This is a genomic window from Nostoc sp. JL23 (genome assembly GCF_017115065.1).
Taxonomy (GTDB): Bacteria; Cyanobacteriota; Cyanobacteriia; order Cyanobacteriales; family Nostocaceae; genus Nostoc; species Nostoc punctiforme_A.
This window is the reverse complement of the sequence record NZ_JABXKN010000076.1, coordinates 66223-88146: the sequence shown is the minus strand read 5'-3', so window position 1 is coordinate 88146 and position 21924 is coordinate 66223. Positions and strand designations below refer to the sequence as shown.

General features: G+C 41.2%; 16 protein-coding genes. 4 read left to right on the top strand and 12 right to left on the bottom strand.

Going from position 1 to position 21924, the window contains the following annotated elements:
* Positions 1-30: 30 nt before the first annotated feature.
* From HWQ42_RS16190 to HWQ42_RS16175, 4 genes are all read left to right on the top strand, one after another.
* Positions 31-270, top strand: coding sequence for a hypothetical protein (locus tag HWQ42_RS16190; protein WP_292813786.1), 240 nt, complete (start codon positions 31-33; stop codon positions 268-270).
* The gene (locus tag HWQ42_RS16185; protein WP_292813784.1) at positions 267-1562 is read left to right on the top strand and encodes a carbamoylphosphate synthase large subunit; all 1296 of its coding nucleotides are present in this window, start codon (positions 267-269) and stop codon (positions 1560-1562) included. The genes HWQ42_RS16190 and HWQ42_RS16185 overlap by 4 nt, the downstream gene beginning before the upstream one ends.
* Before the next feature lie 467 nt (positions 1563-2029).
* Complete coding sequence (locus HWQ42_RS16180) at positions 2030-3034, top strand: SDR family oxidoreductase (protein WP_292813780.1); 1005 nt, start codon at positions 2030-2032, stop codon at positions 3032-3034.
* A gap of 232 nt (positions 3035-3266) precedes the next feature.
* Complete coding sequence (locus tag HWQ42_RS16175) at positions 3267-4454, top strand: sugar MFS transporter (RefSeq protein ID WP_292813778.1); 1188 nt, start codon at positions 3267-3269, stop codon at positions 4452-4454.
* Positions 4455-4854: 400 nt separating this feature from the next.
* On the opposite strand, the gene HWQ42_RS16170 is transcribed toward HWQ42_RS16175, so the two are convergent.
* From HWQ42_RS16170 to HWQ42_RS16115, 12 genes are all read right to left on the bottom strand, one after another.
* Positions 4855-5424, bottom strand: coding sequence for a PIN domain-containing protein (locus HWQ42_RS16170; RefSeq protein ID WP_190240972.1), 570 nt, complete (start codon positions 5422-5424; stop codon positions 4855-4857).
* Positions 5425-5678: 254 nt separating this feature from the next.
* Positions 5679-6152, bottom strand: a complete 474-nt coding sequence (locus tag HWQ42_RS16165) for a helix-turn-helix domain-containing protein (RefSeq protein ID WP_094351605.1) — start codon at positions 6150-6152, stop codon at positions 5679-5681.
* A 364-nt stretch (positions 6153-6516) separates the two neighbouring features.
* Complete coding sequence (locus HWQ42_RS16160; protein ID WP_292813774.1) at positions 6517-8166, bottom strand: GMC family oxidoreductase; 1650 nt, start codon at positions 8164-8166, stop codon at positions 6517-6519.
* A gap of 363 nt (positions 8167-8529) precedes the next feature.
* Complete coding sequence (locus tag HWQ42_RS16155) at positions 8530-9663, bottom strand: glycosyltransferase (RefSeq protein WP_292813772.1); 1134 nt, start codon at positions 9661-9663, stop codon at positions 8530-8532.
* Positions 9664-9695: 32 nt separating this feature from the next.
* Positions 9696-11165, bottom strand: a complete 1470-nt coding sequence (locus HWQ42_RS16150) for an O-antigen ligase domain-containing protein (protein ID WP_292813770.1) — start codon at positions 11163-11165, stop codon at positions 9696-9698.
* Positions 11166-11212: 47 nt separating this feature from the next.
* Positions 11213-12163, bottom strand: coding sequence for a glycosyltransferase family 2 protein (locus tag HWQ42_RS16145; RefSeq protein WP_292813768.1), 951 nt, complete (start codon positions 12161-12163; stop codon positions 11213-11215).
* Entirely contained in the window at positions 12081-13283 is a 1203-nt protein-coding gene (locus HWQ42_RS16140; RefSeq protein ID WP_292813766.1) for a glycosyltransferase family 4 protein, read from the bottom strand. Before HWQ42_RS16140 ends, HWQ42_RS16145 begins: the two co-directional genes overlap by 83 nt.
* Positions 13284-13480: 197 nt before the next feature.
* Positions 13481-14473 (bottom strand): glycosyltransferase family 2 protein, encoded by a 993-nt coding sequence (locus HWQ42_RS16135; protein WP_292813764.1) that lies wholly within the window; start codon positions 14471-14473, stop codon positions 13481-13483.
* 64 nt (positions 14474-14537) lie between these two features.
* Complete coding sequence (locus tag HWQ42_RS16130) at positions 14538-15698, bottom strand: glycosyltransferase family 4 protein (RefSeq protein WP_292813762.1); 1161 nt, start codon at positions 15696-15698, stop codon at positions 14538-14540.
* A 282-nt stretch (positions 15699-15980) separates the two neighbouring features.
* A complete protein-coding gene (gene hepA, locus HWQ42_RS16125) occupies positions 15981-17831 on the bottom strand; it encodes a heterocyst formation ABC transporter subunit HepA (RefSeq protein ID WP_292813760.1) in 1851 nt (616 codons plus the stop codon).
* A 212-nt stretch (positions 17832-18043) separates the two neighbouring features.
* On the bottom strand, positions 18044-18763 hold the full coding sequence (gene hepC, locus HWQ42_RS16120; protein WP_292813758.1) for a heterocyst development glycosyltransferase HepC: 720 nt from the start codon (positions 18761-18763) through the stop codon (positions 18044-18046).
* Positions 18764-19601: 838 nt separating this feature from the next.
* Entirely contained in the window at positions 19602-21833 is a 2232-nt protein-coding gene (locus tag HWQ42_RS16115) for a polysaccharide biosynthesis tyrosine autokinase (RefSeq protein WP_292813756.1), read from the bottom strand.
* Between the last annotated feature and the right edge of the window lie 91 nt (positions 21834-21924).

Sequence of the window (21924 nt, the reverse complement as noted above, 5' to 3'; positions counted from 1 at the left end):
AATAAAGAGCAAATTACCAAATTTTAGCTTATGCGAAAAAAATATAGCAGTATTCAGGCTATAAGATATAGTAAAACAAAACAATTACAACTGATTTCCAAACAAAATCAACCAACAGATAGATTCATTTTGCCGAAATTTATTGAAGTTTTAGCTGCAATTACTAAAGAAATTGTCTCTGAGCAAGACAGGATGCTGCTGGCAGGAGTGCAGACAGAAGATGTATCTGTGCAATTGTTTGAGGATGCGGTTTCTGGGAGGGCTAAATGAACTCACAAAATAACTTTCAATACTTTCAAGGAAGTTCTCTTTCCGATCTATTTGCTCAAGACATCACAGATGCATCTTATGGATTTATCCTAAATTACCCTGCAACAGCCAGTTGGGCTGCTTATCCCAACCTGGAAAAATATTTTATTCAAGATGGCAGTAGTGAAGCCACCAAAACCTCCTTTGACAAGATTTGCCAAAAGGAACCTTGGAAAATTTTAGCTGTGTTAGGCGATCGCATTCCAGGAATTGCGATTAATCCGCCGCCAAAGTCGCTGCTTGCATACTGGCAAGAGCATTTTGGCTTCAGCTACTCCCATAGGTTGATAATGGATCGCTTAACTTATCTGGACGATCTCAGCCACAGCGATGGCTGCGCCAACGCCAAGGGCGAACGCTTTGATAAACTTATTACTCTATTTCCCTTCGATCGCCTCAAAAAAGAAAAACACGCTGTTGATTCAGACACTCATTACCGTTTACTCAGCAAAGTAACCCTAGCCGAACTGGGGGTGCAATGTCCAAAATACGATAGTTACGATTTGCACACCTGTAATTTAGAAGACATTAACTTACCACAATTTCCCTACTTAATTAAAACGTCCCACGGACTCTCAGGGGAAGGCACTTATATCATCAAAAGCCTCAACGATCTGAACTACTGCTTGGAAGAAATCAGGAAATATCTCAATATTAAGTTGCTCGATAGGATTATTGTCTCGGAGTTCGTTAAGAATGAAGTGCAGAATTACTGCGTACAGTTCTATGTCAACAAAATGGGAGAGATAACCCTCATCGGCACTACTAGGCAACTCGTCACTCCAGAAGGTAATTATTTAGGGGGACTGATTGACTACCGCAACACTGACATGAGCAAGTTCTTTGAGATGATTACCGCCATTGGTCAGTATGCTCACAAACAGGGTTATTTCGGCGTGATTGGGTTCGATGTGCTGGAAGATCGAGACGGACAATTTTATGCGATCGATGCCAATTTCCGAGTTAATGGATCGACTCCATTGTGCTTGCAGCGTCACACCCTACTGGGACTGGGAAAGGAAGTTGCTAAATATTCTAGTAGCTACCGCATGGAAGGAACATTAGATTCAATTTTAGTCACCTTAAAATCAGAACTAGATCGCAAGGACTTAATCCTTCTGTCCGCTTTAGAGAGGGTCAAATACGGAAAAATCTACACCGAAATTTATGCGATCGTGACTGGAGAAACTATCCAGGAAATGCAGCAGATCGAGCAGAAGTTACAGAATAAGGGATTACAATGGCTCCCTTAAACAGATTTAATCAAATAAAGTCGAATTACCCCCCTTAATCCCCCCTTGTAAAGGGGGGAAACCGGAAAATCTACTAGTTCCCTCCCCTTTGCAAGGGGAGGTTAGGGTGGGGTAAACAAATATTTGATACACTACTACAGACTTTTCAAACATCCTCTGAAGTAAGTAAAAGGCGACAGATGAGATTTTGTGAGATTTGTTGACTAAGTTCCTGATGTTTATTAGTCGAAAGTCTTAAAAGTCTAGAAAATGCTTACATCTACTTCCTGTGGCGCTTTCAGATTCCCCAATAGACAGAGAAATGTAACCGTAATAATAATTAACATATATGTATAGGAGAGTTATTAAGAAATATTTTTAATAACAACTGATACTAATGAAGCGACTGAATTACCTACTGAAGCTAAAGTCTCTAACGTTGTCGAAGCCAATTCCTAATTCCTAATTTATTTTAAAGAGTAACACTTATGCAATTAAAGCCAATCAATCAGCAGGTCGTTTCGGTCGTTGGAGCCTCCAGCGGTATCGGACGTGTCACAGCTCTTGAGTTTGCTAGACGCGGCGCAAAAGTCGTAGTCTCAGCTCGGAGTGAGTCGAAGCTAAAGTCTTTAGTGGAGGAGATTCGCGGCTTTGGCGGCGAGGCAACTTTTTACGTAGCTGATGTAGAAGTATTTGAGCAAGTTAAAGCGATCGTAGATAAAACTGTGGAAGTGTACGGGCGACTCGATACATGGGTACATGTCTCTGCTATCGGCATCTTTGCCACTTTCGACAACATAACACCAGAAGAGTTTAAGCATGTCATTGATGTCGATCTCATGGGACAAGTGTATGGTGCAATGGCAGCCCTACCCCATCTGAAGCGTGAGGGAAGGGGGGCACTGATCCACGTCTCTTCAATGGAAGGTAAGCGATCGCTCCCCTACCAAAGTGCTTACTCAGCAGCCAAGCACGGAGTCGAGGGCTTTATCGAAGCCATGCGCCTTGAGTTGCTACATGAAAAATGGCCGATCAGCGTCACGAGTGTGAAACCAGCGGTGATCAACACTCCCTTTTGGAATAATGGTCTGACGAAATTAGGCGTAAAGCCTTCCGGGATACCACCTTACTACGATCCTAAACTTGTAGCTGATGCTATCCTCTACGTAGCCGAACATCCAACTCGTGACTTCTTGGTTGGAGATGTAGCTAAAATATTAGATGTAATACAGCGCATCTCACCATCATTAGTAGATTCACTGTTACTGCTCGTCGGCTTCGATTTACTACGTTCTTCTGAGGCGAAGTCTGAAGATGCACCAAATAATTTTTACCAATCTGTTCCTGAAGACGATAGAGTTAAGGGTGATTTTAGTAACTTAGTTATACCTAGCGTTTCCGACTGGCTAGATAAAAATCCGCTTTTACAATGGGGTGCGATCGCTGGTACAGCAGCATTAGCGTTGCTAGCAGCTCAAGTATTCAAAGATTGAGGATAAATAAACTTTTCGGAAAATTTGCAATCTAGTTTTTACAAGGATTTGAGATAAATCCTTGTAGACTTTTTAGCCACATGGTGATGAGATTTTGAGATAATTACTAATAATGCCATTTGGTAGTTATAAAAATATTTTTAACTATTCATACTTTGCACAACCATAAATTTCTTGATTAATTGAGTAAATCTCAGCAGTCAAATTGTCCGATCCAGGAGCATTCCAGCCAATGACAGACTATCAACGCACCTTACCGCCTCTGTGGATAGGTTCGGCGATCGCCTTTTATGCCTTTATTGCCATTGGTATAGCTGAAGCAGGATTAGGAGTGCTTCTGCCCTCCATTCTCTCTACCTATAACCTGACTCCAGCAACCGTCACCCTGCTGTTTCTCAGTCAAATTAGCGGCTACATTCTGGCAGCATTCACCAGCAGTCTGGTGAGTAGCCGGCTGGGGTTAGCGCGAATGCTGTTGATTGCTGCGGCTGCGCTGACGATGGCACTAACGATCTATGCCATCTCACCCTCCTGGTTTCTCATGGTTGCGGCTGGATCGGCGTTGGGATTGGGCATTGGGTTGATTGATGCAGGCATCAACACTTACATTGTGCAAGATTCCCGCAGTGCCAGTTTGATTGGTTTGCTCCATGCTTTCTATGGTATTGGCGCTCTTTCAGGCCCCGCGATCGCTACTACTTTGTTAGCAGTTGGCATGAACTGGCGACAGGTTTATGGGGTATTAGCCGGGATTGTCAGCCTATTAATTGTGAGCGTGCTGGGCGTAATCATCTTCAACTACACACCAATGACAGTAAGGGTATTGCCCTCAAAAACAACTGCGTTAGAAAATCTGGGTAGAGCGCTGCAAACTCCGATAGTACTGCTAACTGGGTTACTTTTGCTGGTTTATGTTGGTACTGAAGCCTGCATTGGTAACTGGGCATACACTGTGCAGTCTGTAGCTCGTCACACTCCCACGCTGATAGCTGGTTACAGCGTTAGTGCCTACTGGGTGGGATTAACATTGGGACGTTTCATCTTAGGTTATTTCTTGCAATGGCTTGGGGCAGTCCGCACAATCAGTATGTCGCTCAGTCTTGTAATGATTGGATTGCTGGCTTGGTGGCAACTGCCAGATCAATGGATTAGCTTGCCGTTGATTGGCTTTGGGTTGGCAGCCATCTTTCCTGCAACCATTTGGTTAATCCCTCAACGATTGCCAGACCCCCATGTTCCTGCGGCTGTTAGCATTGCCACTAGTGCTGCCAGTTTGGGAGCAGCGATTATACCCACTGGAGCAGGCTGGATTGCAAGTTGGACAAGTTTAGAAATCATCCCAATGTTGATGCTGCCATTGGCGCTGTTAATGGTGGGCTTACATTGCTGGCTGATACAACATTCGGTAAGAGTCAAGTAAGTTTTCGCACTGAATGGCACGAAGAAAAGCTCAAACACTTATAGTTAAACAGTTTACAATTTCTTGCGTAATTCATGCTGGGGTTTTGTCATTAAGGGGTAAGCTTTTGGGCGGCGTTTTTGAACTCCTGCTTCACTTCTGCCAGGGCGATCGGTAGGGCGGCAGATCAAGCATTCAAAAAGGAAAGATAAATAGACCTGTCCGAAAATTTGCAATCAAGTTTTTACAAGGGTTTGAGAGAAATACTTATAGATATTTTGGCAATTATTTTAAAAGAGTTCATCTAGCCAGTGCTTCACACGAATTTTGGCCGTCTGGGGCTAATTACGCTCTTTTAAAAGAGTAAAATAACAATAGTATTTTAAAATACTTTATTTCTCATAATCTCAGTAGATTTCTATTAAATGTCATAGCAAAAATCTTGTAGAGCAGTAACTGATTGTGGTAATCCCTGCCTTAAAAGCGATTCTAAGTATTCTTCAGATGTTTGAGGCGGATTCTTAAGACTACTTCTATGCCTCTTTACCACTTTGCAAATTTCTGTTGGGTTAAGGTCAATCAGATGCACAATGAAGTCATCTGGATGCTGGGACTCAATACCATATAGTGAAAGAGCTTGAGCAGGAAAATCTTTAAGGTCAAAAGTGACTATAATACTTGCATTACAACGAATCGCTGCGGCGAGGACATGGCGATCATCTGGATCTGGAAGTTGTAAACCTGCGATCAGTGCCTCATAACCTGTAACGAGACAATCTCGGACATGGCTATTCATCAGATTTTTAGTTCTGGTAAGCTTCTCAAGCGTGAGATCAGGACGATTCTTTAAAAGGTTTCTAATCCATTCTGAGTGAATTGCATCCGTCCACCGTGCCCTAAATAGGTCAGTGACTGCAAGCCGCATAAGAAAATCTCTCAATGGTGCTGGATATAAGACACATGCATCATAAATAGCTGTAAAATTAGACACTATAATTGCTCTATTAGTTTGAAATTATTACCCTTAACAGTGGTAACAAATTTTTTTTATAAATGTCCTTTATACTAAGTAAATTTTTGATCTTAACTTATAGTTTCAATGGCATTAAAGTTAAAACTAAGTCAGTTGCTTACTAGAGGGCTTCCTGACTTAGTTTACTTGATTGTTAGATGTACTTTTATTCCTAGAGTTGCCTTTAGCAGAGCATCTGGCTAATCATGCGAAACTGTTATGTATCAGGATTCTTATTCGTACCCCATATTTAGTTCTTGAGCTTGAGCAGTAAGCTCATCAAGAGCTTGCATTCGTAAAGTATCAATTTGATTTTTGTAACTGAGTAGATCCTGATAACGCACCCGTCGTCGCGTTCCTACTTTACGGTATGGCATCTCTCCAGATTCCAATAACCCTACCAAATAAGGACGAGAAACATTTAAAATATCAGCTGCTTCTTGTGTCGTCAGTTCTGCGTGTACGGGTATAAGAGTAACAGCATTACCTTTAGCCATTTGCGTCAGGATGTCAACAAGCAGATGAAAAGCAGCTGCTGGTATGGTAACTGTTTCACTTATAGCGTTATCTTGCACAACTTTGATAGTGCGGTATGCATCATTATCCCGTACATAGGATGCCAAAGTTTGACTACTTTTTTTAGCTAGCGTAGCATCTTCTTCCGTAGGTACAGCAGTCCTACTAGATTGGTATGTACTGAGTGTCATAGATATCAGCCTCTCTCTGTCTAATATCGAATTGCACTCCACTTATCCATACGAAAATATGGATTGCAATTTCATTATACCACCATATAATAACTCTTATTCAAAATGAACGCAATGTACGAAATGAGCGAAACAAACTTTTACAGTAAGTATCCCACCAAAAGTCCTCCAACTGGGGTTGGAGGACTTTTGGTGAAAGAAAAATCAATTTTTATCTTCTAATCCAGCAATAGAACAGTAAAAAGTCATTTTTCACTGGCTTGTGGCAGTAGCAACAGGCTTGGGATCGGTGCAGATACTGTAGGTGATGTGCGCTCAGGCGATCGCTACATCTAAAACGTGACGATTTTACACAAAGTTATACTTAGTGAGACAATTCAGCTTTCAGATGGTCAGCCAATCGAATTGCCAAGGCAACAATAGTGAGCGTAGGATTAGCATAGCCTCCTGTAGGGAAAACAGAGCTACCTGCCATAAATAAATTAGAGATGCCGTGAACTTGACAATTTGCATCGACTACTCCTTGTTTTGGGTCGTGATGCATACGCGTTGTACCCATATTGTGATGGGTACTAAGAGAAGCAACTGGACGATCGCCATCTAATTCAATCTGCAACTCACCCAGTCCGGCACTAGCAAATTCTTGTGCAAATACTAACTGCGATCGCTTCACACTGCAAATATCTATTTCGCTCCAATGATTAGTTAATTTTGCTTGCGGACAACCCAGCTTATCTAGTTGATTACTGAGTGTTACCCGATTATCTGGATTTGGAGTTTGTTCAGTTTGGCTGAGAACCTCAAACTTTGTATATTTCTGTTCATTACCTTCATGGTCAGACCATCCTCCATGACTTAAATCAGGGAATAAATATTCCTTTTTGAGATTATACTTATACCAATCAGCTACTAAATCATCAATATTCGTAATCACATTTTGCAAATGCTGAAAAATATTTTTAGGTAACTGTCTTTGTCGAACTGAAGAGAACAAAATTTTTGCAGAAGCCTTTGCAGCCGATCTATACCTTTCATCTCTGGGATATAACAACGCGGTCATATTTAGTAATTTATCGCGGCGCATCACTTGTTCCGTCAGCGCAAACTTTCCCATGACTGTGACATTATTCACGCGGCGTAAATCATACAAAGCCATCGAATTAAAGATTTTGCGATTTTGCGGAACAAGCATACCACAACGAATAAATGGATGATCCATGAAGAATCTACCCACTAAATCATGTTGATTGCCTAATCCATTCTTTTGAATTCTGTTTGATAGTAATAATAAACGCGCGTTTTCAATCCCACCTGCGGCTAAAATAAATACTTTTGCAACAACCCAAAATTTCTTACCAGATAAACAAGCAACTTGCACACGTTTCACTGTTTGGGCTGCATCATCTGCTTCAATTTCTACCACATTGGCGTTGAGGAATGTAGTTATATTAGGAGATTGATTGATTTGATGGCGATATTCATTGGTGAAAATGTCGCGTGGGCCAAACTGAAACATACTAGTAGTAACTCGGTCACTTGTGAAATGTGTCCGAGGAGATTGAGCATTTTCCCAAGCCTCTGCCTCATAAGCAAAAGAACCGAGTTTACAGACTGCTTGAGCGCGCTCGTAAAATGGATTGAGGTGAGATTTACTAAAAGGCCAGCCACTGTATGGAACCCAATCTCGTTTTTCAAAATCTATTTCGTCTAACGGTACGTGCCTCAGACCAAGTTGATTTTTATTAATTTCAATATTCCAGACATTAGCCATTCCACCAAATTGACGATGACGCATATCTTGTAAAGGTGGAAAAGGATCTCCAACCGTTTCACCTTCACCAAGAGATGCAGTTTCTTGATTAAATTCTAAATCACCACTTTCTAGTAAGCACACTCGAAAGTCTTGCCCAATTAATTCTCGTGCAAGTGTAATTCCTGCTGGGCCAGCACCAACTATACAAACTTCCGTATTGATAATTTCATCTATTGGCAATTTGCGGCTATCAATCAACATTGATTTAGTTCCTTTTGCATAAATATTTTTTGTCTCACGCAGACGCGCAGAGAGTTTTATAATGATTTATCGCATTAATTACGAGGTGTAAATGCGTTTGTAGTCAGGACTTTAGTCTGAAAATATTTAAGAGGTTGTTTGAAAAGTCATAGTTGATGTATCAAATATTTTTTACCCCACCCTAACCCTCCCCTTATAAAGGGGAGCCACTGCGTTGGGCGGGCAACGCCCGACTTGAAGCATGTGGCGTGAGGGAACTGGATTTTCTAGTTTCCCCTCTTTACAAGGGGGGATTAAGGGGGGTGATTAAAATCACAGTCAAACACTTTTCAAATAAGCACTAAAGTCCTTATTACAAACCTATCAAAACTTTTGCGATAAAGGGCTAGGCATTACAGAGCGAATTGCATTAATAAAATTTTGGGCATAATTCTGCGTTGAAAAATCGAGAGCGCGTTCTCGTGCAGCTATTCCCGCACTTCGGGCAAATTCTTGCTCGTCAAGATAGCGGAGAATTGCGATCGCTAATTGCTCCGCATCGCCGTAAGGTGTTAATAGTCCATTCATGCCATCAGTGATAATCTCTGTCGGGCCGCCTGCACTACCAGCAATTACAGGTTTACCCAGCGCCATCGCCTCAATAATCACAATCCCAAACGGCTCATTATCCGATGCATGAACAAATACATCCATCGCCTGCACCCATTCCGGGATATTACGCTGTAGTCCAGCCATAATTACCTGCTCTTTCAAACCCAAAGCGGCGATTTCGGCTTTTAAGAAGTCCTCATAATCCGGTTCCAAATCGTGCTTACCGCCAACTACCAGACAATGGGCATCGGGATACTTCTGTAAAATTTTGGGCATTGCTTGCACCAATACGTGCATTCCCTTCCATCGTTGCAATCGTCCCACAATTCCAATCAACGGCCCGTGTAAAGGTAAGCCTAATTTTCGCCGTGCTTCTTCTGGAGTTGGTAAAGCATTCGGCTCAAATCGGTCTAATGCGACACCAGGATAAACCAAAGGTGTTGGTCTGTGGGGCCAAATCTCTGCCTGTGCTTGCTTGCCATCTTGCGAAAGAGTGATAATTGCCCGCGCTGGAATTAAAGTAGCAATTCGCACCAACCAAGTTTTATCACTAGGTACTTCTAGTTGATACCACACAGCAGGCAACCCTGCCAACATTGCCGCCAAACCTCCAGATATATGCGTAATCCACATCCAATTGACAATTATATCTGCACGTTCGCGGCGTGCGATCGCAGCTATCCGCAAAACAGCGCCAATAAAACGGTGTATTTGGCGTAAACGTCCACTTTCCACAACTCGTGCATCAATACCGAGAGACTTTACTTGTTCGACCATCGGGCCGTCTTCTAAAAATATCACCAGCCACTCAACACCAGCATTACGTCCCTGCTGTACCAAATCCCAAAGCATCATTTCACCACCGCCTCGTTGCTCGGCCAGTGGCATGACAATAATTACTTTCATAATCTATAAAAGTCCTATTTAAGTTGTAAGATTTATGAGATTCTCGATTTCTTAGAGAAGTTAGGAATATTGGATAGCATCTGAGGATTGCTATAGTACTTATGTCCTGCCATAGCCATAGCTAAAAATCCCCAAAGAATCATCCCTGATACACTCAACATCCCGCTACCGATAACTAACTGTGAAGCGGAGCTGATCCCAATGGCACGGGCAGCACTGACAAAACTATCGAAACGACCTTCACCATAGCTGCTAACAGTAATAATCAAAAAGATTAATCCACCCATATAAAATATGCCTCCAAACCACCCAAGGGTGAAAAACATATCTAAAATGCCGCTATCAATTACCACTACTTCAATTTGACCAGTTTTTTCGTTGACCTTCCAAATATTTCCTAAGCCGTTACCTAGAGCATTAGAAATGGCTAAACCGAGATTTCTATCGTAAGTTCCCGATCTATCTTTAAAGCTGCCATCTTCTTGAATATTAGAAAAAGTTTCAAAACGTGCTGCTACCACCCCAGCAATTGGTTCGATAGTTGTCAATGGCACAACACAAATAGCCATGACCATAATTATGGTAATTAAGCGCATTTGAATTCTGGCTTTGACTGAACCCATAATCATAATTATTCCAAATAACCAGCCTCCCCAATTAGTACGTGCTTGTGTTAATAGAAAAGATAAGTAACCAACAGCTGAAGCCGGAAAAATTAAGCTTCCTGAACTAGTAAATAATAATAGTAACCCAGCCTGCATAACAGAACCAAAGGGGCCGACTGAGTGTAATGTACTCCAGACGCGCATCCCGAAAGGTACAGGGTTTCCAGAACTCATGAATAATTTTGATTGTATGAGCCAGTACCTATCCCACTCAGGAGCTACCACAAATTGATATACGCCATAAGTTCCTAAAATCAACACACACCAGAGAAATGTTCGCTGAATGTTCTGGCGATAGCTGGGATAATCTCGCCAGTTGATAAATAAGTGAAAAGCGAAAATAACCGGACTGAGCCAATCCATCAATCCGCGTGCTACAGGGATAGGTGCGTTGTAAATTAGACCGATGAGAAAGCCATAGAAAACTCCGATAAAAGCCAAAACAAACGGCAAACCCCCTTGGCGAGAAGCGCGGGGAAAATGCCGCAAAAATGTTGCTATTGTTATAAACACCACTAAGTATGGTGCTATGAGCATTTGACGGCTAGCATCCCACCCTACCCGATAGTCAACTAAGCGAGTCGCTAAGGGTGTGAGAAACCAAATCCACCAGGTAAAGCCAATGTAGAGAATGGGATGCCGCAAGTATAAAAATAAGGCTACTACTAAAGCTGTCGCCGGGTAAATTAGGCGCAATCCGGCAGTAACACCACCAAAATAGCAAACTACAGTTAGTAATATAAAGCCTGCGATCGCCATCCAACCCTGTAGCGATCGCTCTTCGGGAGAATAGTTTTCTTGTAAAAAACTATTGAAAAGTATCTGCTTAGAATTCATTCAATTTTAGATGTACATATAAATAAATTTGGCAGCTTCCAATAAATTCAAATTTCCTTAATTTTGAATTTTGAATTTTGAATTTTGAATTCTTGATATCCCTGCCAACGTCCACGCCAAGATGCTAATAACTTTTTCCCCGCCAATTGCCCTTGGCTAGGTAAAAATCTCAGACATTGTACTAAGCCCAAACTATCGCATGTACCTACAAATACTGCCCAGAACAAAAATGCAATCCGGCGGATAAATGGTAAATGCTCTAGTAAAACTAAGGTTTCATTATGGACTAAGTTAATAAAGGCAATTTCATTAAAGTTATTTCGCTGGTCTTCGTCAAAACGTTGGGCTGGATAATGATCTACAGCAACGCTAGGATCGTAAATTATCTTCCAACCAGCCCGCTTTAATGCCAGGGTGAATGCCATTTCAAAGTGTACCTGCGCTCCAGTACCGCGCATCCGCTCGTCAAAGCGCAGTTGTCCAATCGCTTGGGTACGAAAACTCATGTTTACGCCCTTGAGAATATCGACTTCGCGGGGTTCTCCCACTCCCAGGTGATGGTTGCCAATAACTCGCCCAAACCATTGCAACTGTCCCACTACTGGGCGGGATTCGTCTTCTAATTTGCTGCCGTGGTATATCCAATCACGCCCTCCCAGTCCGCCGAGGCGACTATCACAGGTAAAGTAAGCCGCAATCCGCTCTAACCAATCGGGGTGGGGTGCGGCATCATCATCAGTAATCGAAACAATATCGCCCTCCACTGCTGCTAGTCCGGCGTTGAGAGCTGCTACTACCCCCTGTTGTGTCACTTTCACGGTATGCAGTGGCAAATTGTGCGCTGTGTATTGCGCAAGAAATTGCCAAGTTTCTGCATCCGTATCGCGGACAACCACTATCACCTGATCGACTGGTTTAGTTTGCTCCTGTAGCGCCAAAAGGCAGCGTGAGAGGTCTTGTGGACGGCGATAAGTCGGTATAAGAACGGTGTTCCGCATTCTTTATTAACTCCTCGAATAAATCCACATAAGTTTGTGCCATAGTAGTCCAGCTATGTTGTTCTGCCACAGAACGAGCAGCTTGACTCATTTGCTGCATAAGCATATCTACACTTACCAAGGACATCATCGCCACAGCCAAAGCTTCGATATCATTTGAGTCGGTTAAGACAATGCCACATTCTGGTGTCACCAACTCTGCACCCCCGGTAGCTGTGGCTGTAATTACTGGTAGTCCTGAAGAAAGTGCTTCTAACAATACGAGGCTACAAGCTTCATATCGGGAAGGAAAAATAAATAAATCTACTGACCGCATAATTTCGGGGATATCACGGCGAAATCCGACAAAATGCACGCGATCGCTTAACCCCAAGGATGCCGCTAGTTCTGGGAAGGGACTACCTTCGATATGACCTACCACCGCCAGATGTAAATCGGGAACTTTCACCAAGGCGTGTAATACTGTATCTAAATTCTTTCTGGGTGTGCGGATATCTCCAGCGAACAGGGCTAGGGTGACATTCTCTGGTAAACCTAATTTTTGGCGCTCACTTTCACCAGGAGTAAACTCTTCTAAGTCAACGCCATTGACAATTACCCGAATCCGAGAACGCGGTACACCAATGTTGACTAATTCTTGAGCTACCTTTTCGGATACAGCCACAACAACCTGCGCTTTTTGGAAAGCTTGTTTTTCCCAACGGGCATTAAAAGCCGTAAATAACCACTGGTAGAAACCATATAAATCGCGGCGGTTACGAGAAATATGGACAGGCGATCGCAACCATGAACTGTGGACAAAATGTACAGCATTCACATCAGCCGCGGCCAGATTAATTGCTCCATTGACTTTAACTAAATCAATGTCAGAGCGATGTTTACGTAACCAATCTGCACTTTTTTGGGCAAAGACGAAATTACGTAAAAATTCTGTAGGATAGCCTTTGACTGGAATTTTAATCCAATTGACTTGGCTATTTTCTTCTAGTTCTGGTGCAACTTCACTAGCTAATAATGTCAAGTGATAACCACGACGAATTGCTTCCTTAGCAACCTCATAGTTTACCCGCCCCTGACCATCACCTTTTTTGATTTTATGAGTAACAATACAAAGTTTCATACACTACTTCCTTAAGGATAAAATCCTTGAATCACCTCTCCCCTTGGGAAGGGCCTACGGTGTACACACAAGTCGAATTACCCCCCTTAATCCCCCCTTATAAAGGGGGGAAACAAGAGAATCTTGTTCCCTCCCCTTTACAAGGGGAGGGTTAGGGTGGGGTAAAATAAATTCCTCAACTCAGAGATATTGAGATATTATTTCGATATTCCTATTAACTTACTTGTTAAAAATCGCGGCGTAAAACTAAGACTAAGTGCTGCCATAGTTCGCACATTAAATTTTTGTTGATTCAGCGCTTGCCAAAAATAAGGGCGTGCTGCGGCTATCTGTTCGCTTCGTAGCAAACCAATTCCCAAAGTAGTATTAGCTTCTAACCATTTCTGTTGAAAATGAGTTTTAAATTCCTGTAACCGAGGATCTTCCATAAATACTTGATAGCAAAACATTTCGCTTTTCGCTTTGCGAATTTTTGCTTGTACATCTCGACTACCACTGAGCATAGTATCAGTTTGTTCATGGGCGCGATATCGCGTCAATCTTTCTGGACAATAGTAAGCGCCATAACCAGATATACAGAATAGATAGGTTAAATATAAATCCCACATCCCAGCAACTTCTGAGGGAATACTATACCAATCCACCAAATTATTGCGAATTACGCAAGATGCAGCAGTAGGTATACTTTTATCTACTAACCCAATTTTGGAAAAAGGTTTATAAATTCCTTTTGCTAGTTTGTCTCGCTTGTAAGCGCGTGTATTTTCTTCAGTACCAGCATGATTAATTATGCCATTAGCATCTATAATGTATTGGTCACAAAAAGCGAGAATTAAATCATAATTTGCTTCTAGTGGTGGTACAAGCTTTGCTAAAAAGTCTTCATTCCAAATATCATCGTCATGGAGACTAGCAACATATTTACCTTGTGCCATATTGAAACCATACTGCTGATTAGCTAACATCCCCACATTTTGCGGATGCTGCCAAAATTTAATGCGTGAATCACCAAAAGATGCGACAATTGCTTGGGGATTTTCTGAACTGCAATTATCAGAAATAATAATTTCAATATTTTGATAAGTTTGTTTTATTGCACTTGCGATCGCTTGCTTGAGATAGTCTGGTCGATTATAGGTGGGGATAACAACGCTGACTAAAGGTTGTTGACATTCTTGATGTAAGGACATATTTTTCTCACTTTATATTTTCTAAGTAAAAGATGCAATAATTGATGTTTTTAGTAAATTCAGCTTATTTAGCTGGAGAGATACTATATACTTTGTTGGCTTGGGAAGAGAATTCAGCTATTGTTTTTGCATAAATTGTTCGGAGATTATTTACATGAGCAGCCATTGTAAATTCCTTCATCAATAGAGTATGACCTTGCTCACCCATGTATCGGCTTTTTTGATAATCTCTATACAATTCATTAATAGCATCAGCCAGCTTTTGGATATTATTGCCTGGAACAAGAATACCCGTTTCTCCATCTCGTAAATGTTCTGGAATCCCTCCGACTGCACTACCAATTACAGGTCGACAACGAGAGTATGCTTCCAGAGTTACAAGACCAGCAGGTTCAGGCCAAACACTGGGAAAGATGACTGCAAAACACTGTTGATAAAGTTTATCTAATTTATCCGAATTGCACCAACCATGCCAAGTGATTCGCTGATTCAATCCGAGTGTACTTGCTAACTTTTCTAATCGTGGTCGTTCCCAACCTTCACCTGCAATATCAAGTTGAATTTTCGGGTCTGTATGTATTAAGGTTTTCAGTAACCATTCCAGACCTTTATCAGAAACAATTCGTCCAGCAAACAAAATTCGATGATTTTGATGTACTTCCAAGCTTAGGGGTGAACTTGCTGTTTCTGGTATAGAGATTCCACAGTGTAGCGTTATAGTTTGTTCTGGAGATACACCGTTTTGAATTAACTCTTGCCGCACATATTCGCTATTCGCAATGAAAGTAATTTTTAGCCTTTTCAAGACATCTAAAAACTGATGAGTTGTTTGAAGTTCTCTAAGAGTTCTTAAAGGTCTACGGCTACCACATTTATTTACTAATTTACCCCAGGTACATCCTAAGTAAGAGAAGTTGCGATCGCAGATTGTCCGTTGCTCTGCTAAATACTTTGTGCCACTAGGACAGTAAAATGAGTGATTATGAACGCTGAAGATAGCAGGACATTCGCCTGTAAGCTGTAATAGCAAATCTGGACTGTGGATGTGTAGCAGTTTGAACTGGCTTTGATCGATATTTTTAAGTGATTTTATCACGCGATCACTAACATCAGGTGGTCGATGTTTAAACAGAGAAGCTAAATAAGTTTCAACACCTCCGCTCCCACCGACACCAAAACTTGAGCATTGATAAATTAGGTCTTTGTCAAAGATTTCCTGGGACATATTTTCTATGATTTTTAAGTATATAGGGCTAATTCTAATAACTTATTTATAGAGGTAATAAGTGGTTAAAATCCTATTTAGGACTTACGCACAGGTAACGGAAAACGAACCACAGAGGGCGCAGAGGTCACGGAGAAATGAGAGTTTGAGAGGGTTTTTGCGTAAGTCCTATTATTGTTCTACGATTTTGCAAAATTACTGATACATATTTAGGGGTTTACGGCTGTAGAGATATACAGCCGATTAATATATTGTAAGTCTTTTGGTAATTGGATGTTGTTTCTAATCTGGCTGTCTTAGTTCATACTGCATTTGATGATATTTCCAAAGCTTACCTTTTAGTTCCAATAGTTCTTGATACTTACCTTGCTCTACTATCCGTCCCTGTTCTAAAACTACAACTTTATCTGCTTTAGAAATAGTAGAAAGACGGTGAGCGATCGCAATTACTGTTTTACCAACAGATAGCTTTTCTAATGAATCTTGAATTAAGCGTTCAGATAGTGAATCTAAGGCGCTAGTTGCTTCATCTAAAATTAAAATTTCTGGGTTCCGCAGTAAAGCTCGTGCAATAGCAATTCGCTGTCTTTGTCCTCCAGATAATCTAACACCCCGATCTCCTAATTGGGTATCAAAACCTTCGGGCATTTCTAAAATAAATTCTAGTGCATTCGCTAGTTTAGCGGCTTCTTGAATTTTCTCATTCGTCGCCTCTGGAGTGCCGTAAGAAATATTCTGCCAAACATTAGTATTGAAGATGAAGGTATCCTGACTGACGACAGCTATTTTGCGACGAAGAGAGTTAATTTCAAACTGCTGGATATCCATTTCATCAATGTAAATATATCCATCTGTAGCATTATAAAATCGGGGAATTAAATCAGCAAGGGTTGTTTTACCTGCGCCAGACGATCCGACTAACGCTGTCATCTTTCCCTTTTCAATCGTCAGGGTAATATTATGCAGTACTAGATTTTCATCATCATAGCCAAAATCCACAGATACTAAATCTATTGACCTGTTTAATCCTTTAAACTGAACTATGCCATTTTGAAAGTAATATTTTTCATCACTTTTTAACAGATTTTTAATATTATCTGCTGAACCATGTAAAGTGCTAAGATATGCTCTCGTGCCATTAATATCTTGAACAAATGGAATAAAGCGAAATAGTACAAAGAAAAAGGTTAGTAAAGAAGCAACTTGTAGCGTTCCATTAGTGACAAGACTAGTGAATGCCAAAATAATCATTCCGATCAATACCGTAGTTGCTACACCTTCGGCAATTGGCTTCACAAGTGTCCAGGTAAATACAACCTTTGTTGTACTACTTATTACTTTATCGCTAGCTTTATAGTAACGCTGACGCTCAAATTCTTGAGTACCACAAGAATGAACAGTGCGAATCCCATTAATAAATTCTATGGCTGTTGATGTAAAATTAGCATTAGCAGTTGTCATGCCAAAACTCGATTCTCTGACTCTGGCATTCAGATTTGACAACCCCACACCTAAAAGTGTAAATAGCAATGCTGAGATTATCGTCAATTGCCATGAGATCAAAAACATTGATATTAAGTAGACAAAGGTTGTTAGTCCTCTAGTTACTAAAAAAGCTCCGCCACTAAAACCTTGTCTGATCCTTTCAATCTCAGTGGTAATTGTGTTAATTAGTTCGCCAGAACGAGTTTGACTAAAGTAACTTAGGGATAAGGATTGTAATTGTTCAAAAATTTGCTTGCGTAAGCGATCGGCAAGATGTAGTTGAGATAATTCAGTATAAACTTGAGAAAAATAATTAAAGGTGGCACGTAACCAAGTACTCAATAGAATCAGCAAAGATACACGATATAAACGATTAATTGCTGAGGTCTTGGCTCCCAAAATCCAAAGATCAAACCATTCTATTCCGGTTTGGACAGGTTGAGCGTCTGGGCTAGTTAAGCTTTGCAAGAAGGAAAGTAAAAAACCAATACTGACACCTTCAAAAGTTGCCGCCAAAATTGAGAAAACCAGAGCTAAAATTGCAATTTTACGAAAGTGTTTAAATTCTCGCAATATCAAATAATTTTCCTGCCAAAAGCTGCTAGCTTTAAGCAGATTACTGAGTGGTTGAGGAAGCTGTAAATTCATGAATTTTATCATAATAGTTTGGCAAGGTAGATAGACCTCTATAGATTAATACAGTTCAGATAAGCCTAAAAACCTGATGTAGAGATGCGATTTATCGCGTCTGGAAAATCAATTATCTAGAACCGGATTACTCTATAGATAGATGCTACATAAACAATTTTTGTTTGAGCCTCAGTGCGGTAGATGAAATCATCAATTACCGCACAGATAAATTACAGAGTTTGGCTATCCAGATGTAACAAGTGAGACTGTGCCTCTACTTCCCAGGAAGCTGTAATTTCTGGTAATTTATTTAGCTGTACTGCATCTTTCAAAGTCCAACAACGAGATCCGGTTAAACTCATGTCACCCCGTAGGACGTTAAATAATTGTGGCAGATTGTCGAGATTGTATTTTCCCATCCAACGCTCTAGCGGTGTGTTATTCTTGGCGCAAAAGCTCATCGCTTGAAAGAGTTTACCCCGTTCCCCAACACGCCATTCATGACAAAAAAGTGACCCTGGCGAGTAAACCTGCATTAATACAATCAATCCCAACATGACTGGACTTACTAATAGCAGCAATACGAAAGCAGCAATCCAATCAATTACTCGCTGCAATTGTCTGAAGGGTTGGTTAGGAAGTTTTTTGCCAGCGGGTATGCTTAGGAATATTGGTTTTTGAGCTGCTTCACACGCATCTGCCCAAAATTTGAGCAAAGTCTCACCCAATTTTGGATCTATGCTGACCAAACTTACTGGAGAATGTTGTAAGCATTCTACTAGCGATCGCTTACTATCTAATGAAGCCAGATATGGTTGTTTCACTCCTCCAAGCGGCTTTACCAACAGCTTACCCCGTCGCCACTGGAGTGTGCAGTACCCACGATTATCTTGGTGTGACTGGGTTACATCATATAAATTCTCTAGAGTTGGAATTATTGAAGTTGTCATAATGTCTTTGGGTTTATACAGGAGTGAATTACTGAGGCGTTATCAAAGGCTATTAATGCCAAAGACCCAAATCCGAATCTTGTTGTAAGTCCAAAAAGTTGGAGAGAATTGAGGGCAAAAATATGCTATAGTATTTGCCACTTAGCCAAGCACATATCGCGCAGAATTCTGCTGGTGTAGAGATGTACAAATTAGACAGATACTAATTACATAGGTAGCAATCACCGCTACTATTAACATTCATGGGCAAATCTTGATTTTCCGGAAACTACTGACAGTAGAGAAGTGTAGAGGGAAATTACCCATGAATCTATATCTACGTTTAATTATGCTAAGGTGTTCATTGTCTCGATAGATTTCAAAAACCAGTCTGCTCTTGTCTTCTAGCCTTTATGAAGGTGCTTTAATCTCTAGAATATAAGACTCTGTAGAAATAGCGATCGCTCAAATAACTTCTTTATTTATTCTTTAAAGAGTCAGTGATTTCTCTGAAAACTCATAAAGATAGCATAAATATACTGAATTCTTCCCGATCGCAACAAAATTCAATTTGGTTCATTCAAAACGTAGAGGCAATTCATGAATCATTGCTGTCAATTTAAGCTAAAAGCCAGTCTAAAACCAGCTTTTAGCAGATTGCTTCGTTCCCAGTCTCAGACTGGGAATGCTCGTCCTTGAGGCTCCGCCTCTTTTACTCACGGCAGCAGCCCAATGAACCAATACGCTTGGGTTAAGCATTTTTTTCTCTTCTCTCTGTTTCCTCTGCGCCTCTGCGGTTCGTTACGCAAAATCCCCAACTTCTCTAGGAAGTCGGGGATTTATCATCTAGCCGTACTAGCTACTTTTCTACAGCCTGACGTAGAGCCAATTGCTGTTGTTTGATATTGGGTACGTAATTGCTACTAGAGTTTGATACCCCATTAGCTACAACCCCAATCAGATTTAACTTACTCAGCATAGCTGTCGCTTGATTAAGCTGACTTCGTGTCACAATACCAATGCTTGCCACCATAATCACACTACGACAAGATGATGCGGTAAGCATCGCATCCACCAAACCGAGAACTGGGGGCGCATCTATCAGAACCAAATCATAGTTTTCCTCAAATGCTGCCATTAATTGCATCATCCGCGGAGAACTCAACAGATTAGCTGGGTCGGTAGGTTTGGGGCCAGCGGTCAAAATATCGATGTAGGCGGAACCTGAGTATTGAAGACTAATTTGGTTGGGTAGAGTTGTATCACTCGCCAATAAAGTTGAAAGTCCCTGCTCATTAGGAAGATTCAGTTGATGGTGCAAACTGGGATCGCGTAAGTTGGCATCAATCAGCAGTACTCTTTTATGCAAACGAGCAGCACTCATTGCCAAACCCAACGCCAAAGCTGATTTACCCTCATCGGCTAAAGCTGAGGTAATCATCAAAGATTTTAAATTAGTAACAGTATTTAAAAGTTCGATGTTTTTGTAAATCAGATCCAGCGATTCCCAACGCGGTGGAGATTGCAATACCTGAATCGTCCAGGGGGCGAGAACTTCTGGCTTGCCAAAAGGCAACTTGATCATTGATTCTCTGGGTTTAGCTGGCGGTAACTTGGGAGTTGTCCCCAACAACGGCATAGCCATTTGCTTCTCTAACTCAGCAGTAGTGTGAACTGCATCATCAGCCGATTCGCGAATAAAGGCAGCAATTCCTCCTAACATTAAGCCAACCACAGCACCTAACAGCAAATTCTGTTGGAGATTGGGGCCTAATTGTGCGCCTTTTTGGGGATCTTCTACCACTTCCCAATTAAATCCACCCTTGGAAAGTTCTTGCCGTAATTGTTGTTCTGCTCTTAAAAGCTGCTCTAATCTTTCACGACTAAATTGCAACTGCGGTAGCATCCGATTGTAATAAGCCAACAGAGGCGGGAAGCGTTTGATTTCCAAACGTAGCTCGTTTTCTTTCTGAGCCAAAGTTTGATCGCGAGCAGTTAAAGCAACTATAGTTGTCTGCGTTTCTACTAACTGACCAGCAAGGCTGAGATCGATTTGGCCCAGCTGTCCTTTTTCGAGAAGAGAATCTCCATTCGTGAATGCACCAGCAGATTTTCCGCCTAAAGTTCTTCCTACTTCTTGTTGCAATAATTCCTTCTGACCCTGAAGCTGTTCTTTCAGCTTTTGCACGCTCGGAGTTTGATCTGTAAAGCGTAAGCGTTCTTGTGCTAGTGCCAATTCGCTTTTTTGGATTTCGTTTAGTAAGCCTTGATAGCGAGTAGACTGACTCAAACGAGAAGCAACTAGAGCATTTTGGGGAGAACGGTTAAGTTGTTCTTCTAAAGATTTTTGGCGTGCTAAAGCTTCCCCATACTGAGCACGAGTTGTCTGTCTTTCTTGGGAAAGATTGTTCAAAGCTGTTTCAATTGCTTTGGCCTGTGACTCTGGATCGATTAAGTTCTGATTTCTGCGAAATCTTTGTAAATTTGTCTCAGATGCGTTTACTTCTTCACTAGCTTTACTTAGCTGTTCCCTGATGATTTGCAGACCTTTTTGTAAACGCGAACTTTGTTGTTGTTTGTTATATTCCAGATAAACTTGTCGAATTGCATCTAGAACTTTTTGGGTCTTTTCAGGATCGCCAGCGGTATATTCAACTTGAAAGATTTTAGTAGCGACATTATCTTCTTTGCTCCTAATTTGAGTTAAGACCAAAGAAGCTTTAATTTCAGCTGAAGTTATATCTGGATAATTAGACTGAAGTTTATCAACTGCTTTCTGGATGAGTCCCGAACCTTGCATCAAGTTAAGCTGAGTGGCAGTATCTATAACCACGTTAGAGTCAGTAAACTGATTGTCTACCCCCGCACCACCTTCCGTTTTACCTTGATAGTTAGGTTCTACTAGCAGTTGCATAGAACTTTTATAAGTAGGCTTCGTTTTTACAGTTACTATGCTGGCAATAGCAATAGAACTAATTAATACTGCTAAGAACCAAGGAAATCTCCGCACAAATACGGCAAACATTTGCCCGTAACTTGGTTCACTTTCAGAAGCTGGAGCTAGATGAGGATTTAGACTAGTTTGAACCACTTTTATATCCTTGTCTTCAAGACTTACGCTAAGAGATTCTCCGAAAAATACCTATTTTTTTACGAACCGCCAATGAGGAGAGAGCAAATAA

What these genes read in the sequence shown, in the direction of transcription:
- HWQ42_RS16150 (WP_292813770.1), bottom strand. Translation starts at nt 11,165, where the DNA reads ATGAATTCTAAGCAGATACTTTTCAATAGTTTTTTACAAGAAAACTAT.
- HWQ42_RS16165 (WP_094351605.1), bottom strand. Translation starts at nt 6,152, where the DNA reads ATGACACTCAGTACATACCAATCTAGTAGGACTGCTGTACCTACGGAA.
- HWQ42_RS16180 (WP_292813780.1), top strand. Translation starts at nt 2,030, where the DNA reads ATGCAATTAAAGCCAATCAATCAGCAGGTCGTTTCGGTCGTTGGAGCC.
- HWQ42_RS16190 (WP_292813786.1), top strand. Translation starts at nt 31, where the DNA reads ATGCGAAAAAAATATAGCAGTATTCAGGCTATAAGATATAGTAAAACA.
- HWQ42_RS16140 (WP_292813766.1), bottom strand. Translation starts at nt 13,283, where the DNA reads ATGAAACTTTGTATTGTTACTCATAAAATCAAAAAAGGTGATGGTCAG.
- HWQ42_RS16175 (WP_292813778.1), top strand. Translation starts at nt 3,267, where the DNA reads ATGACAGACTATCAACGCACCTTACCGCCTCTGTGGATAGGTTCGGCG.
- HWQ42_RS16185 (WP_292813784.1), top strand. Translation starts at nt 267, where the DNA reads ATGAACTCACAAAATAACTTTCAATACTTTCAAGGAAGTTCTCTTTCC.
- hepA (WP_292813760.1), bottom strand. Translation starts at nt 17,831, where the DNA reads ATGAATTTACAGCTTCCTCAACCACTCAGTAATCTGCTTAAAGCTAGC.
- HWQ42_RS16135 (WP_292813764.1), bottom strand. Translation starts at nt 14,473, where the DNA reads ATGTCCTTACATCAAGAATGTCAACAACCTTTAGTCAGCGTTGTTATC.
- HWQ42_RS16160 (WP_292813774.1), bottom strand. Translation starts at nt 8,166, where the DNA reads ATGTTGATTGATAGCCGCAAATTGCCAATAGATGAAATTATCAATACG.
- HWQ42_RS16130 (WP_292813762.1), bottom strand. Translation starts at nt 15,698, where the DNA reads ATGTCCCAGGAAATCTTTGACAAAGACCTAATTTATCAATGCTCAAGT.
- hepC (WP_292813758.1), bottom strand. Translation starts at nt 18,763, where the DNA reads ATGACAACTTCAATAATTCCAACTCTAGAGAATTTATATGATGTAACC.
- HWQ42_RS16145 (WP_292813768.1), bottom strand. Translation starts at nt 12,163, where the DNA reads ATGCGGAACACCGTTCTTATACCGACTTATCGCCGTCCACAAGACCTC.
- HWQ42_RS16155 (WP_292813772.1), bottom strand. Translation starts at nt 9,663, where the DNA reads ATGAAAGTAATTATTGTCATGCCACTGGCCGAGCAACGAGGCGGTGGT.